This window comes from Aerococcus sp. HMSC062A02 (assembly GCF_001809535.1).
In the GTDB taxonomy this organism is placed as follows: Bacteria; Bacillota; Bacilli; order Lactobacillales; family Aerococcaceae; genus Aerococcus.
In genome coordinates this window covers 138,659-154,395 of the sequence record NZ_KV797907.1, presented here as the reverse complement: position 1 = coordinate 154,395, position 15,737 = coordinate 138,659, and the positions used below count along the sequence as shown (strand labels likewise).

Here is a 15,737-nt window from a genome sequence, read left to right as displayed (position 1 = left end):
TGACGAAGGTTTCGGAGATGAGGTCACCTTGGCTACCATCTGGATTCACTTTGTAAACATGGATCCATGAACCGCTTGGGCTGTTAGGGTCAGCTGGATTTTCCTTACCGCGTTCAGTCTTAACGGTAACAGAAGCTCCGTTTGCACCATCGTTTCCATCAGTTCCGTCTTGACCATCCGGAATAAAGATAACCTTCTCATCTTCAAACTGGTTAGTATTCGGATTGAAGATCTTAATCGTAACCCGAGAGCCTCTCACTTGCTTACCAGTTTCTGGGTGTCGGTCAGTTACCCGTGTTGTTTCGACAATCGGTTTACTTGGTAGCAGTGGTTCCTTCGGTTTAGCTGCTGGGATTTCCACCCGCCGCCCAGTGTTGTAGATAATGGTGACGCTACCGTCAGGATTGGTCTTAGTTTCAGTAATTGCTTCAAAATTATAGCCAAAAATTTGACTTTGTGGTTCTTGAACAACTTCTCGAGAAACCTCACGCCAGTATTGGCCCCGCATATATCTAAAGTTATTAGGATTGAAATCAGGGACATTTGCTGGATTCACATGTTCATAGAGAACCCGTACACGACCATCTTGTCCTGGACGAATTTCGCGAATTTGACCAGCTGGAACTGAAGAATCATAGCGAAATTCTGTTGGATAACTTGAATCCTCTACAGTCATTTCATAAGTAGGGCCTTTTTCAACTTGCTGTTGTCTGCGCTGGTAGACATAAGTAATCTCTTGAGTCATTCCCGCTTTAAAGTTTCCGCTGGTTGACCGCCCATCCGGCGAATAAGTTGGATCATTTTTCGGATTTTCTGTTCGAATAAAGCTATAACCAGGTCGGTTTTCCGCACCTGTTGTGTAACGCTCATTAACAGTCCCATATTGTGGGCTTTCTGTAATCATATCGTCAATACTTATGACGCGGCCGTTCTCATCAACAGTTTCATAGCGATGACGCTCAACAAAAATTCCTGGTGTATTCTGACCTGAGGCAGCAGACTGACTATAAGTTGTTGAAATAGTTAGTGTTTTCCAGTGCTCTCTAGAATTAGGCTCATTATTCTTATTTCTAAGCGTTAAGTGCATTTCACTGTTAGTGCGCTGATTTGCTTGTGGATTCTTCGGACTAGTCACCGTATATACAATATACTTCTTACCATTGGCTGGTCCATTTCCAACATCCAGGCGGATACCTTCCGAATCTTGAGTAAGTCTACCCGGGACTTCACGTACATAGCGAGGGTTCACTTTAGGATTAAAGCTATCCGTAAAGGCCCGATCGTCTAAGACTTCGTAGACCTTCATTGATTCCAGATTACTTGTATTTGATTCAAAGAGAATGGTATGCGGACCATGATTCATTCTTCGGCCGTCACGGTTGATATACCAAACTTCTTTAGCTGTATAATGATTTGGATCCGTCCGATTGGTCTCCACATGGGTTCCATCAACCGCTCGGTATTTATTATTCGTCCCGTCACCATTGATATTATTAAAATGATATTCAATATTTTCTGTATATGGCGTTCCTGCAATCGTCACGGTGACAGGATAATTCTTGAAGTTATCTGTAATCTTGTCGTAGAAAGGCTGAGTCCCTTGGCGTAGAGCAGCCCTTATATTATTCTTACCGTTCACCCAGTCTGTAAAGCGGTAAATCACTCGGTTCTGATCAGCGTCATAGTAAGCTTTAGCAACAACTGCATTCCCCGGCCCCACAAGATCCCTTGGAGTTGCTGGAATATTGAGGCCACCTGGTCTTAGATATTGACCATAATCAAGAATAAAGTAATCCCCTGCTTGCACTTGGCCTGAGACTGCTATATCGACATCAAGCCGAGCATATCCTCCTTCATTATCATGAACATAGTCTGTTTCACGATTATTACCATCAAGTCGCTTAAAATCAGCATTAGTCACTTGGATTTGGTTTGCGACATTCTGCCCCCCGCGAGCGGAGCGGCTGCTAGTAGGTAGAACAGCAAAAATTTGTCCCTTTTCACGTAAACGTTGACCCTCAGCATAAGCTAAGCCTGCTTTGGTTAATTCTTCTCTCAGACTTAAGCCATCCCTAATATTTTGGGGGTTAATTTCAGCAAGTAAACCTTCAACATCTTTCGGGTCATAGACTTCCGCTAATTTAGAACGCAAGACCTGCTTAGGATTGTCGGAAGCTGCAAGTTCTTCTGCGAAATGATCGAGTGCTGCTTGTTGATTATTATCGTTCGTATTTTCATTCTTAGCAGCGTTTTGATGGGTATTTTTCTGTTGATTATTTTCTGAGATAGGTTTCTCCTTAGAATCAGCTACAGAAGATTTTCCACTAGAAGGTTCATCAATAGTTTGGGCCTTATTTTTTTCTTTGTTTTCTTTTTTATTTGAATCAACAGCTAATTCTTCAGATTGCTTATCCTGCGAATTTTCTTCCACAGGTGTTTTTGCATCATCAGTCGATAGATTTTTTTCTTCTGACGAATTATTATCTAATCGAATCTTTTCATCACTAACTTCAGCATTTGATTGTTTATTATTGTCTAAAATCGGATTAGAGACTGATTCGCTTTCTGAAGCCTCTACTTCATAATTCTTTCCAGTACTTTCTCCCTCTTGCAAGCCTATCGGCACTTCTGAAATGATATTTTCAGAAGTTTCGATTCCTTCTTGTTCTTGGATACTCGCTGCTTGAACAACAGCTACATTTCCAGCAAAAAGCAAGCCTGCTGCAACTGCCACAGAGGCCACACCAATATTTAATCGTTTAATGGAATAACGATAAAACTTGTTACTTTGTTTTTCCTCTCTAAGCTTAGTATTATTTTTTCCAACCATAAAGATTTCCTCCTAGTTAAAATTACTTTATTAAGATAAGTCCATAGTATAAAAAAAAAAAAAAACGAACAATATATTCTTTTCAATTAATCTTTTAAAACATTTTTTGTACATTAAAAACACATAAGATAATTAGAGTTTAGGCTGTAGCATTAACGTTTTCATAGCCTGCCCCTCTCAATTCGATCAGTACATTATTGTGTAAAAAAGAAAAGTCATGATCTACTAATCGATCAACATTGCAGCTGCCATTTGTGTATCCATAAAAAAAGCTTTCCATTTTGAGACGCCTAAATTAAAAAAGCAAGGACTCAAAGGCCATTTTTCGCTTTAAACAGCCTTAAAAAAGCTTATTTACTAGGCATCAATGTATTCGGCTTTAATTTGCTATCAAATCATATCGGACAAAGGTCGGTAATCATTACAAGAACTTTAGCTTTGATCGTTGGCAAGATTGTTATCAGGACCCTAGACTAACAGATCCCTTGTCGATCACCTTGCTTTTAAAGACCGTGTCATCGATATGCAGGTGAGAGTTATTCAATGAGACAAAGCAGCCCCTAGCAAACGACATAAAAGAAGCTAACAAATAGCTCCTAGTTTCAGTGTGAGGTCATCTTCTTTCAATTGATACATAAACTCCTCCCTCTACTCCTGTCCATCCCCTTCAAATAGGAACCTGCTCCTTTCACTAAAATTTATCTTGATTATAATCATCTTTATTGTTTTCTTCTGTTCTTAATAAGCTTAAACCGTAAAAATGTGAAACCTCTTAATAAAAAAACTGACCCTCGCGAGTCAGTTGATCGTTCCTATTGGGTGAAGAGCATGTCAGACATGTTAGATGTATCTGAATCATTGATGGTCCGAACCGTCTCATAGATCCATAAGAAGGTGTTCACATTAGGCATCGAATTGATATTAAAGATATAACGGCCGGGTGTGCTTGGAATGTCGAAGGTCGTCATGATTATTTGATAGGGGCTGTCTTCGAGAATCTCCTGCCAATTAATGGCCTGGTTGCGGACATGGACTGTCACATAGTTATGGACAATAGGATCTAATATAGCCTTATATTCCAGATCATACTGGAAATTTCCGGTATAAAGTAAGAGGTCAATTTTAACGATTCTATTTAGTTCAAAAATTGTATTCGGCCAAGCCACAATAAAATAGAAAGTAAAGCCAATCAGAAGCTGGTCAGAAATGTCGGTCATTATATTGAGCGACTGGATAAATTTCTTAATCATGGCTTGGACATCCACCACAAATTCTGGATTAATGCAGGCAACCTCATAAACTAAGTTACTCTGGTAGGTAATGGGATTATTCAAGATAACGTTCACATTCTTATCCATAGCAATACATAAATTGTATAAGGTCAAAGAAATGAGCTGAATATCTTTTTCTTGGGCCGTCTTGAGTTGGTAGTCCGCCTTGAGCTGGTACATATCCGCTTCAAAATCAGCGATGCTTTGCTTAACAGCCGCGGGGACTCTCGAGTTCTCTTCCAAGTAAGACCGATTAAGCAGGGTTCCCGATGAAATTAATCCAGGAACAACTTGTGGTATAACTTCAAAGAGCGGATACCTGCCAGTCTGAGCTTGAAAATCTGTAAAAATATCTAAATTAACCATCAAGAGCGACAATTCCCGTGTTGTTATCGGCCAGTCTGCCTTCTCAAGCACAAACTGATTGGCAAATCGCTCAAAGTTCAAACCGATCTGTAAATAAACTAAGGGGTTGGAAGAAAAGCTTTTGAGGTAAGGAGAGGTTGAGGCTAGCACCTCATATAAGTCAAAGGCCTGCTGTTAGCTAATGCTTGTAAAGGGCCAATCGGTATCCGATAGGTAATGAATTAAAGCAAAAGGGTAGAATAAGCGAATAGTCAATTCTTTACCCTCTAAGGCCAATGGGGAAGTGGTCACTTCAAGCTCTAAATTTGCCTCATTGAAAAATTGGTTAATCTGTTTAATGGCTCGGTAGACCGAGCTACGGCTGACATAAATTTTCTGGCTGAGCTCTTCCACCGATGTATAAGAAGCACGCATCAATTCAAAGAGCAAGCGATAAGTCACAGCTTCTTGGCTAAACTTTTTGAAGTAATAGTTAGCAGATACCATTTTTTTGAAGGCAAGGTTTACCCAAATACCGGACTGGTTAACTTGGATTTCCTCTGGGAACAAACTTTGTATTTCGATTAAATCACTTTTGATGGTTGCATTGGTACACGACAGACGATCGGCTAAGTCCCCATGGGTGAGGTATAAGTCGTCTTCATTCTGGTAGATAGCGATCAATGCCAGCTGGCGTCGGTCCTTACTTCCAAGCAATCTCATCATGTCATCATCTCCTTACTCATCCTTACATTATTGACTCTCAGCTATCATTTAATCATCATAGCATATTATCAAGTAAAGATTTGTTTATTAAATCGAAGTCGGTAAAATTTCTGGTACGGCTTAGGAAGAACAAAAAATCCCTAGCCTAACTAGGCTAAGGAAGTATCAGCTTAAAGCCCTACCAGCCCAGGTCCACATGATCTGGAAGTTGGATCTCTCCAGCTTCTAAGGCAGCAAAGGCCTGGTCTAAGACTGCAAAGGCTTGCGTTAAAAGCTCTCGGCTAATCACTAGGGGCGGCTGGAAGCGGAGGACATTGCCCATCAAGGTGACCATGAGCACCCCGTGGTCAAAGAGATAGGTCATGATCTTGCTGGCAGCTTGGCTGTCCCTTTCCTTGGTCTCAGGGTCGGTCACGAGCTCAATACCCGCATTGAGGCCCAAACACCGGACATCCCCTATGATCTGAGGGTACTTAGACTGGAGGGATTGGAAAGCTGCTTGGGCAAAACGCCCGTCTTCTTCAGATTTTTGGACCAAGTTTTCTTCTTCGATCACATCGAGACTGGCGTGTGCAGCTGCAACACAGACGGGGTTGCCAGCCGAGGTGAAGGCATGGCCGGGTGAGCCGAGGCTCTCTAGGATCTCTGCTCGTCCCACCAAGGCAGAGAGCGGGAGCCCCGATGCTAAGGACTTACCGATTGCCATCAGATCCGGCGTGAGACCAAAGTGGTCGATCCCCCACAGCTTCCCCGACCTTCCAAGACCCTGGTTAATTTCATCCACTGCAAAGAGGATGCCATGTTCTTGGCAAAGCTCATAGAGGCCCTGCATAAAGGCTTGGGGTGGGATAATGATGCCAGCATCACCTTGGATTGGTTCGATTAAGACACAGGCGACCTCTTCAGGGGCCAGATAGGTCTCGAAGGCTAACCGGATAGCGTCCAGGTAACGCTCAGCTAGCTGGTCATCACTCTCCCCTGGTCTTCGCCGATAGGGATCTGGATAAGGCATGTGATAAACTCCAGGTAAAAGGGGCCCCATTTTGCGCCGCATATTGAGGCTGCAAGCCGACAGGGTCATCGCCCCATAGCTCGATCCATGATAGGCCCCAGTAAAACTGATCAGATAGGGGCGGCCTGTATAGGCGCGAGCGAATTTAATGATCGCTTCATTGGCTTCTGATCCCGAGGTAGAGAAGGAAACTTTCTTCTCGAAATGGCCTGGCGTCATTCCTGCTAAACGTTCAGCTAATGCTTCGAGCTGAGCTTGGTAGGAATAGGAGGGAATATAATGAAGCAAGTGTTCAGCCTGTTCTTGGATGGCAGCGACCACTTGGGGATGGCAGTGGCCGACATTGGCCGTTGAAGCGCTGGCTAAGAGGTCAATATAAGCCTTGCCATCCGCATCATAGACCAAGGCACCCTGGGCATGATCCACCAGTAAATCCACATAATTAATCCGCGCAGCCGAACTAATCCGCTCCCCCGCTTCGATAAAGGCTTGGGCCCGACTTTCTTCTTCCATCATTAGATCTCCCTTCAGGCTAATTCATTCTTACCACTGATTGTAGCATGTTTCCGCGTCCGAAAGCATGAAAAAAGCTAAGCTGAATCAAGCGCTTAGCTTTTTTCTTAGGCTCTAGCTTAACTATTCACGTTCGGCTAGTTCTTGTTTAGTAATGACTGGATAGTTCTTGAAGACTTTAGCCCCGAGGAAACCAACAATCAAGTTAATCACGATGAGGGCTAAACCAACGAGAAGCACTTGCATGGCTGGGTTGTAAGCAAACATCACCGCAAAACCAGCAATTGGCGTCGCTGTACCTGGGGTTTCATTGACCATCTGCAAGAGGGCCACTAGAATCCCACTGCAAGCCCCACCGACAAAGTTAATGCCGTAGATTGGAATAGGGTTCGCTGAAGTCACATCAGCCTGGGTTAGGGGCTCAATCGCAAAGGCAATGGTATCTTTGCGCTCACCCAGTTTGAGATGGTGGAAGATCATGTAGTTCATGAAAGAAGAGCCAAAGACTGCCAAAGCCCCGATAGCCATCGGAGTCCCTGTCAAACCAAGCATGGCAGTTAGGGCCATAGAGCTCAATGGAGCCGTTGCAACCACGGTGATTACCCCACCGAGGATGATCCCCATAATCACTGGGCTTGATTCAGAGGAAGCAATTAAGATTTCGCCGATCTGTAAGAGTGAATTATCGACAAGTGGCGCAATGAAAAGGGCGATAGCCCGAGTAAGTGGGGCACTGATAATGATAATAAGAATTAAGTCAAGACCACCTGGAATATTTTTTTGCATCCATTTCACCAGGAAGGCCACTAAGTAACCCGCCAAGAAACCAGGTAAGATCCCTGTTCCAGAAGCAGCCAGACCCATCAAGACCGCATAACCCGGTTGAACACCAATCGCAATTGCAACCAAGATCGCTGCAGCGACACCACTCAGGGCACCATTAGCCATCCCAACTTCTTTAAGGAACTCAAGGCCAAGCACCGATCCAAAGAAGGAATCATGGAAGGCCTCTACCAGGAAGCTGGCGCAGGCTGCTGCAGCTAGGGCGCCCATGGCTTTCGCGCCGTGGGGAGCTTTATAGTTAAATAATGTAAAGATAGCTAGTACAACTAGCAACCAAATCGTACCGACAATAATATCCATAGTTTTATCCTGCTTTCTTAATCTCTGACTCGCTGAACACTGCCCCTTGCCCTAGTATAAGAGCTGATCGAATTATCCTGACAAGGGGAGACAGTGTTTTCAGACAAAAAACAATAAACCGCTTACATCACTGATTACAAGCTTTTCTTCTGGGTCCCCCTTTCCCATTACAACTTGATAAAAGCTTATCATGAAAGCGCCATCAATACAAATAATTTATTATTACAAGGATAATATTTTATTAATTTTTCTTGCTATAATATGAGAATTTAAATGTGATAAAATTCATATAAACTATTGTTAAGGTCAACAAACAAGTAAATAAAACACTATTTATCATCGTATTCAAGGCAATAATTAAAAATTAATAAATACTCATTTTATCAGCAATATAATAGAAGAACAATAATAAAAATGATGAGAAAGATTTTTTTGAACATTTTTGTGAAAGTCTTTTTTTGTTTTAAGATTGTATAAAAAGCTCAATTCCCTCTTTCAGCAGAGCCTTTTAACTCAAAAAAGGAAGCAGGGTCTTCCCTAACTTCCTTAAAAAAATAGTTTTAATTTTTTATCTTGGTGAGCAGTAATGAAAACTTTTATACCAGTTACTTTTTTGAGCAAAAGCTTAATGGTTGCTCACTAACACAATTTATAAAAACATTTTTTATTAGCTTGCTTGGTGGGCATAGTAAGCGTCTGAAGAAACACCGTCTGCTTCCTCTGAGTCTGCTTCTGCTTTAAGATCATCCAAACGATTGATAGGATAATTTTTAAAGCATTTCGCTGAAATATAAGCAGTCACTAGGCCAATCAGAGCACAGGCAACAGCCATAATAACAACCTTCATAGCAGGGTTATAGGCAAACATCACGGCTAGGCCTGCGAATGGTGTAGCCGTAGAAGAGGCTTCATTCACCATACCGGCAAGGGCTACAACAAGGCCGCACAAGCCACCCCCGATAAAGTCAGCCAGATATACTGGAAGCGGATTGGCTGAGGTGAGGTCAACCTGGGTCTTGGCTTCTAAGAAGACAGCCAAGCTTTCACGCGGACCCCCGAGTTTCAATTCGCGGTAGGTCATCCAGTTAACGAAGGCTGAGCCAAAGACGGCCATGGTCGTTACACCCATTGGTAGACCAGTCAGACCGAGCATAGCAGATAGGGCCATAGATGAGATGGGCGAGCTGGAAACAACTGCCATGATCCCACCAACGATAATCCCCATGATAGCAGGCGCGGCATTGGAGCTAGCTTCAATACTCTTACCGATATTGAGGAGGGCCGCTTCGACAACCGGCTCGCTGGCGATTGCAATGAAGCGTGCTAGAGGAGCTACCACAATGATCATCACGAGTAGGTCCAGACCAGCTGGCAATTTCTTCTCAATATATTGAAGGATCCAATAGCAAGTGTAACCGGCAACCAGACCAGGAAGAATCCCTAAGCCAAAAGTAGCTGCCCCACAGAGCATGGCGGCCACTGGGGAAGCCCCCAAGGCAAGAGGAATCATACAGGCTGCGGCGGCCCCACCCATGGAACCGGCCGCCATGCCGACCTCACTGAAGAAGTCGGCATCGAAGATATTCCCCACAAAGGAATTGAGAAAAGCTTCCACTAAGAGAGTTGCACAAGAGGCATCCGCAAATGCTCCCATGGTTTCACGGCCTTTAGGAGCTTTGAAGGTAAAGAGCGTAAACAAGGCTAAGACAAGGATCAGGAGAGCCACTCCAATAATTAAATCCATATTTTTACTTCCTTCTTTCTGTATCTATATTTTTCATAGCGCTTACATTTTTCTTTCTGCAAGTCCTTTCACATTACAGTTATCAACTTTAACAATGATTATTATTAGGGTCAACGCTTTCACAGCAGATAATAAATATTTATTCTTCTTCCCATCCCTCTCTCATCTCTAGCTTTTTTTTTTCTTATTCTCTAGCGGAAGTTTGTTATTTTTTTCGTTTGCGCTATAATGAATTTAAATTTAAGCATCGATGACTAACAGCACTTTGTGAATGGAGGCCCATGAATGGATAAAGATCGACTCAAGCATTATATTGCCCTGGTACATTTTTTGGGAGAGGTCCTTGGCGACCAATTCGAAGTCGTGCTCCATATTTATGATGGTAAACGTATGTATATCGCAGAGATTGTCAACGGCGAGTTGAGTGGACGCAGCAAAGACTCCCCCATCACCAAGTTTGCCCTTGAATTAATGGAAAAGGAAGACTACCTCCAGCGCGATTACCTGGTCAATTATAAGACCCGGACAAAAGCTGGAAAAGTCCTCCAAGGCTCAACCTTCTTCATCAAGGATGATGAGAACCAACTCCAAGGGATGATTTGTGTCAATATGGATTATTCCAAGCAATTTGACCTGGCCGACCATATCATTAAAAGCCTCAAGCTCCCTATCTCCATTAAGACCTCCCAATTAGCTGAAAAAGAGGAGGCTTTTTCAAATGATTTCACGGAAATTCTGTCCGAAAATGTAAACGATGTCATCACTGAAATTATCGGTCCTGATCAAGTTCAGTCCAATCTTAGCTTAACACCGGAAGCCAAGCTCGATATCATGCGCCGCTTGGAAGCCAAGGGGGTCTTCAAGATCAAGGGAGCTGTCCCCCAAGTTGCCAAGGCTTTAGGTGTTTCGGTGCCTTCTGTCTACCGCTATCGACGCATGATCCAAAAGCAATCCTAGATATTTAAAGTGATTATAGTTTATAGATTCTAAATCATATGAAGCTAGATTAAATTGGACTCATTCCCATTTGTTGGATTCTATAGTTTTTAAACAAAATCTTTGCTAAAATAAGGATATCAATTGAAAACCTTTCTCAATTACGAGTGGGATTTTCGAAAATAGCAAAGAAGAGGTTATTGATATGAAAGAAAAAGCATTAAAAGTCGCCCTCGTCTCCTTGTCCATGTTGGCGCTGGGCGCCTGCAGCCAGGGAGAGTCTGGTCAATCGAACCAGTCCAACCAAGCGGAAAGCAGCCAAAGCGCAACTAGCCAAACAGAAGAAAGCACAAGTGCCAAGACTGATGTGAAAGCAGAAACTGTTGAAATCCAGGATGCTACAGGTAAGGTTGAAGTGCCTAAGAACCCACAAAAAGTCGTTGCCTTAGACAACCGGACCTTCCAAAGCTTGGAAGAATGGGGCATTAAACCTGTTGCCGTACCTAAAGATGTCATGCCTGGAAGCTCCGCCTTCGTTAAGGATGATTCCGTACAAAACATCGGCAACCACCGGGAACCTAACCTAGAAATCATTGCCGCTGAACAACCTGACCTCGTGATTGTGGGCCAACGTTTTGCTGACTACTATGATGACATCAAGAAATTAGTGCCTGAAGCTACCGTGATTAACTTAGACATTAACGTGAGCGAAGACAGCGAGCACCCTGGCCAAGACTTAGTGGATGGCCTGAAGAATTCGAGCCTGGCCTTGGGTAAGATCTTCGACAAAGAAGACGAAGCTAAGAAGGACGTCGAAGCTTTGGATGCCTCCATCAAGCGGGCTAAAGAAGCCTACAATGGCGAAGACAAAGTAATGGCCTTGGTGGTTTCAGGTGGCGAACTTGGTTTCTCAGCGCCACACTTTGGCCGGGTATGGGGCCCACTCTACGATATCTTCAATTGGAAACCTGCCCTAGAAGTGGCTAATGAATCTTCTGACCACAAGGGGGACGATGTTTCCGTAGAAGCCATTGCCGAAAGCAACCCTGACTGGCTCATGGTCCTCGACCGCGATGCAGCCATTTCTAAGCCTGGTGAAAAATCTCAGCCAGCCAAAGATGTGCTCGAAAACGCTAAAGCCTTGACCAATACGACAGCCGTTAAGGATCAAAAGATCGTCTACGCCCCAGAAGATACTTATACTAATGAATCTATCCAAACCTTCACTGAAATCTTCAACCGCATTGCCGATGCGATGAGTAAATAGTAGGTCCTGATATTTTCCATTCAGTTCATTCTCTGTTAAGATGAATGTGAATGAGTGGGCAATGACAAACCGACGATCATTCCGTTGAATTGGTCGCCGGTTTCTTTCGTTATCTAAATTATTATTGCCTAAGCAGCAAATTTTAGCATTTTCTCGCCTAAAGGAGGCAAGCCCATGCCAAAAAAATCCTATAAAATTAAATTACAGCAAGCCTTAAGGGGGCGCTGGGGCTTATTGGGCCTCGGCCTTCTCGTCGTCTTACTCGCCTATCTCTCCCTTAGGACTGGCGCTTATGATATCCAGGCCCATGAAGAGGGCTGGCAGATGCTCTGGATCACACGCTTCCCAAGAACACTTGCCTTAATGCTTTCCGGAACGGCCATGTCCATGTCTGGTTTGGTCATGCAACTCTTGAGCCAGAACCGCTTTGTTGAACCCACGACGACTGGAACCATTGAATGGGCGGGGCTTGGCCTGATCCTTTGCTATTTGCTCTTTCCCTCACCGAGCCTTTTCTTGCGGATGGGCTTTGCTATTATGGCAGCCTTTTTGGGCACCCTCATCTTTTTCTACTTTATGCGCAACATCCGCTTGAAGTCAGGCCTTTTGGTTCCCCTCATCGGGATCATGCTGGGAGCAGTTGTATCCGCTATTTCAACCTTTATTGGCCTTGCCTTCAACATGACCCAGTCCCTAGAAATTTGGTTCACAGGGTCCTTTGCCTCGATCCAGCAGGGACGCTATGAGTATCTCTGGTTGATTATCCTGGTTACCCTAGCCATCTACTTCCTTGCTGACCGGTTGACCATTGCCGGCCTCGGTCGCGACGTGGCAACCAATCTCGGCGTCGACTACCAAAAGGTGAGCTTGCTCGGAACCGCCCTCGTCGCCCTAGCTGTCGGCATTGTCGCTAGCGTCGTCGGCTATCTCCCCTTTCTTGGACTCATCGTTCCCAATACCATTTCCCTATTTCGCGGCGATGATGTCCGGTCCAACCTGGTCTGGGTTAGCCTCATGGGCATGGCCCTGATCATGGCCTGTGACATCCTCTCCCGATGGCTGATCGCTCCCTTCGAGCTGCCCGTCTCTGTGATCTTGGGGACCCTGGGTTCTTTCGTCTTCATTAGCCTATTACTCTACCAAAGGAGGCATAAAACATGAAATTAAAGCCTCATTATTTTCCAGCCTTTACTAAGGAAGCTGACCGGCGCCGCTATTGGATCCTCTTTGGGGTCATCTTCTGCCTGGGTCTTGCTTTCAGCTGGGGGCTCATCTTCTACAATAACCCTGTAGCTATTGATTCCCCCTCCTTCTTTCCTGTCATTCAAAGGCGGTTGACCGCCCTCATCGCCATGGTCATCGTGGCTCTCTGCCAGGGCACAGCGACTGTTGCCTTCCAGTCCTTGACCCAAAATCGGATCATTACCCCTTCCCTGCTTGGTTTTGAAGCCCTCTATGTAGCTCTTCAAACCGCGATCGTCTTCTTCCTCGGGGTCCAATCCCTAGTCCAATTCTCGGGTCTAACGGCCTTCTGCATCCAATTGGTCCTCATGGTATCAGCCAGCCTGCTCCTCTACCGCTGGCTGCTGACAGGTAAGTACGCGGATATGCAGATTATGCTCTTAGTGGGGATGATGTTGGGCACAGGACTCAACTCCCTGGCGAGTTTCATGCGCCGGATGCTGGCGCCCTCAGAGTTCGATATCCTCCAAGCACGGCTCTTCGCTTCCGTTAACCATGCGGAAGCCGAACAATTCATCTTGGCCGTCCCCCTCTGTCTCTTAGCTATCACCGGTCTCCTGGCTCTCAGTTCCAAACTCGATATCATGTCCCTAGGAAGGGATGTTGCCAAGAACCTCGGCCTCAATCCCAAGCAGATTGCCATCCTTGTTTTAAGCCTTGTCGCCATCCTGATGGCCATTTCTACTGCCTTGATTGGGCCCCTGTCCTTCTTTGGCTTCCTGGTAGCCAATATCTGCTACCAGCTAGTTCCGACCTATGACCACCGCTATCTCTTCCTGATGGCCATTGCGGTCGCCTTTGCTGTCTTAACAGGTGCCTACTTCTTCATGTACCATATCTTCAATGCCCAGGGCGTGGTAGGTGTGATCATTGAGGTCTTCGGTGGTCTCAGCTTCCTCACCGTCCTCCTCAGAAATAAGAAAGGAGTATCCCTATGATCCGACTCGAAGGGCTCTCTAAAGCCTATAACGATGAAGTCAAAATCGGTCCCCTCGATCTCGAAATTCCTAAGGGTAGTTTTACTGCCCTCGTTGGTCCCAATGGTGCAGGCAAGTCGACCTGCCTGATGATGATTGGGCGCTTACTCCAAGCGGATAGCGGCCGGGTCTACCTGGAAGGCCAAGCCATGGATGAAAGCAAAAGCCAGGACTTGGCCAAAAAAATTGCTGTCCTCCGCCAGGAAAACCACTTCATGACTCGGTTAACAGTCAAGCAATTGGTGGCTTTTGGCCGCTTCCCCTACAGCAAGGGTCGTCTCACTGAGAAAGACTTAGAAATTGTAGATAACTATATCCACTTCCTCAGCCTAGAAAAGCTAGCTGACCGCTATCTCGACCAACTGTCTGGTGGCCAACGCCAGCGTGCCTATGTAGCCATGGTTCTAGCCCAAGAGACCCCCTATGTCCTCCTCGACGAACCTTTGAACAACCTGGATATTGCGAGCTCTATCCAGATGATGATGCACCTCCGCCAGGTGGTTAACCAGCTGGATCGAACCATCATCACGGTCCTCCATGATATCAATATCGCCGCCCGCTACGTTGACTTCATCTGCGCCATGAAGAAGGGGCAGATCGCAAGCTTCGGCTCCCCCCGCGATGTCATGCAGACCCAGCAGCTCCAAGACATATTCGACGCCAACATCCGCGTCATCGAAAGCGAAGCAGGACCGATTGCTGTTTATTAAAGGCTAAACACAAAAGAGCCATAGACTGAAATTTTACTCAGTCTATGGCTCTTATTTGTATCATTAGTCCCTCCAAGTAAGGCCTAGGCTTCACTTAAAGCATTTCTTTTACAAAGGAATGGAGTTCTTTACTCTGCTAACCAACTATCGACCTTGTCTCGGTTAGCTTCAATCCATTTGTCTGCTGCTTGCCCTGGATCAGTGCCATCTGCAATATCTAGCATCACACTCTCCATATCTTCCATCTCCCACTCAAAGCGGTCGAGGATTTGATAGGCGCGTGGGTGGTCTTCTTTTAGACCATGGCGAACCATAGTGTTGATGGTTTCTTCGCCACCGAAGACCCCTTCTGGATCTTCCAAGTATTTTAGGTCATAGCTTTGGAACTTCCAATGAGGCGACCAACCTGTAACGACAATTTCTTCGTCGCGGTCAATCGCTTGACCGAGAGCAGTCGTCATGGCCCCCGTTGAGGCGGTTTCCATCTGCCATTGCTCTAAGTTAGGATAAGCGTCGAATGCTCTTTCAGTGGCCATAACAACGCCTGTCCCAGGTTCAATCGCTGTTATAGTCGAGCTAGCTTCGGATGACAAGTCAGCGATACTAGAGACCGACATATAGCTAGGAACGACCAAACCAATCTTGGCACCCCTTAGATTAGGGCCCAAGTCTTCCATCTGGTCGCCAAACTCATCATAGTAAGAACCATGAGTTTGTGGCAACCAAGCCGCCACCATGCCATCCACATCGCCAGAAGCTAAGGAAGCCCACATAACTGGAACATCAGCTGAAGTCATTTTGACTTGGTAGCCAGCTTCCTCTAAGACACTGGCAATCACATGGGTCGAAGCAATCTCCGTATCCCATTGGACATAAACCATTTCGATTTCTTCTTTATCTGAGAAAAGCTCGCCATCGAAGAGCGAGGACTTAAAGGCCCCCTCACTCCCTAAAGTGAAGACTAAGCCGACTAAGGCGGTTAAAGCTAATAGTATTTTTTTCATCATGACTTGTTTTTTAA

12 protein-coding genes are annotated in these 15,737 nt (G+C 45.1%); 5 read left to right on the top strand and 7 right to left on the bottom strand.

What is annotated here, in order from left to right; all coding sequences use genetic code 11:
• From HMPREF2626_RS00790 to HMPREF2626_RS00765, 6 genes are all read right to left on the bottom strand, one after another.
• Positions 1-2,830: Ig-like domain-containing protein (locus HMPREF2626_RS00790; RefSeq protein ID WP_141744550.1), on the bottom strand; the 2,830-nt coding region annotated here is incomplete at its 3' end.
• An 812-nt stretch (positions 2,831-3,642) separates the two neighbouring features.
• A complete protein-coding gene (locus HMPREF2626_RS00785) occupies positions 3,643-4,467 on the bottom strand; it encodes a hypothetical protein (RefSeq protein WP_141744549.1) in 825 nt (274 codons plus the stop codon).
• Positions 4,468-4,641: 174 nt separating this feature from the next.
• Entirely contained in the window at positions 4,642-5,172 is a 531-nt protein-coding gene (locus HMPREF2626_RS00780; RefSeq protein ID WP_070616644.1) for a helix-turn-helix domain-containing protein, read from the bottom strand.
• 178 nt (positions 5,173-5,350) lie between these two features.
• On the bottom strand, positions 5,351-6,700 hold the full coding sequence (locus HMPREF2626_RS00775; RefSeq protein ID WP_070616642.1) for an aspartate aminotransferase family protein: 1,350 nt from the start codon (positions 6,698-6,700) through the stop codon (positions 5,351-5,353).
• A 120-nt stretch (positions 6,701-6,820) separates the two neighbouring features.
• Positions 6,821-7,840 (bottom strand): PTS sugar transporter subunit IIC, encoded by a 1,020-nt coding sequence (locus tag HMPREF2626_RS00770; protein ID WP_070616640.1) that lies wholly within the window; start codon positions 7,838-7,840, stop codon positions 6,821-6,823.
• A 667-nt stretch (positions 7,841-8,507) separates the two neighbouring features.
• Positions 8,508-9,584, bottom strand: a complete 1,077-nt coding sequence (locus tag HMPREF2626_RS00765) for a PTS sugar transporter subunit IIC (protein WP_070616638.1) — start codon at positions 9,582-9,584, stop codon at positions 8,508-8,510.
• A 285-nt stretch (positions 9,585-9,869) separates the two neighbouring features.
• Between HMPREF2626_RS00765 and HMPREF2626_RS00760 the strand changes: the two genes are divergently transcribed.
• From HMPREF2626_RS00760 to HMPREF2626_RS00740, 5 genes are all read left to right on the top strand, one after another.
• On the top strand, positions 9,870-10,541 hold the full coding sequence (locus HMPREF2626_RS00760; RefSeq protein WP_070616636.1) for a helix-turn-helix transcriptional regulator: 672 nt from the start codon (positions 9,870-9,872) through the stop codon (positions 10,539-10,541).
• A gap of 184 nt (positions 10,542-10,725) precedes the next feature.
• On the top strand, positions 10,726-11,787 hold the full coding sequence (locus HMPREF2626_RS00755; protein ID WP_070616634.1) for a siderophore ABC transporter substrate-binding protein: 1,062 nt from the start codon (positions 10,726-10,728) through the stop codon (positions 11,785-11,787).
• A 174-nt stretch (positions 11,788-11,961) separates the two neighbouring features.
• On the top strand, positions 11,962-12,948 hold the full coding sequence (locus tag HMPREF2626_RS00750; protein ID WP_070616631.1) for an ABC transporter permease: 987 nt from the start codon (positions 11,962-11,964) through the stop codon (positions 12,946-12,948).
• On the top strand, positions 12,945-13,967 hold the full coding sequence (locus HMPREF2626_RS00745) for an iron chelate uptake ABC transporter family permease subunit (protein ID WP_141744548.1): 1,023 nt from the start codon (positions 12,945-12,947) through the stop codon (positions 13,965-13,967). The genes HMPREF2626_RS00750 and HMPREF2626_RS00745 overlap by 4 nt, the downstream gene beginning before the upstream one ends.
• Positions 13,964-14,716: an iron ABC transporter ATP-binding protein gene (locus tag HMPREF2626_RS00740; RefSeq protein ID WP_070616629.1), complete on the top strand. Its 753-nt coding sequence runs from the start codon at positions 13,964-13,966 to the stop codon at positions 14,714-14,716. The genes HMPREF2626_RS00745 and HMPREF2626_RS00740 overlap by 4 nt, the downstream gene beginning before the upstream one ends.
• 128 nt (positions 14,717-14,844) lie before the next feature.
• On the opposite strand, the gene HMPREF2626_RS00735 is transcribed toward HMPREF2626_RS00740, so the two are convergent.
• A complete protein-coding gene (locus tag HMPREF2626_RS00735; protein ID WP_070616627.1) occupies positions 14,845-15,723 on the bottom strand; it encodes a glycine betaine ABC transporter substrate-binding protein in 879 nt (292 codons plus the stop codon).
• Between the last annotated feature and the right edge of the window lie 14 nt (positions 15,724-15,737).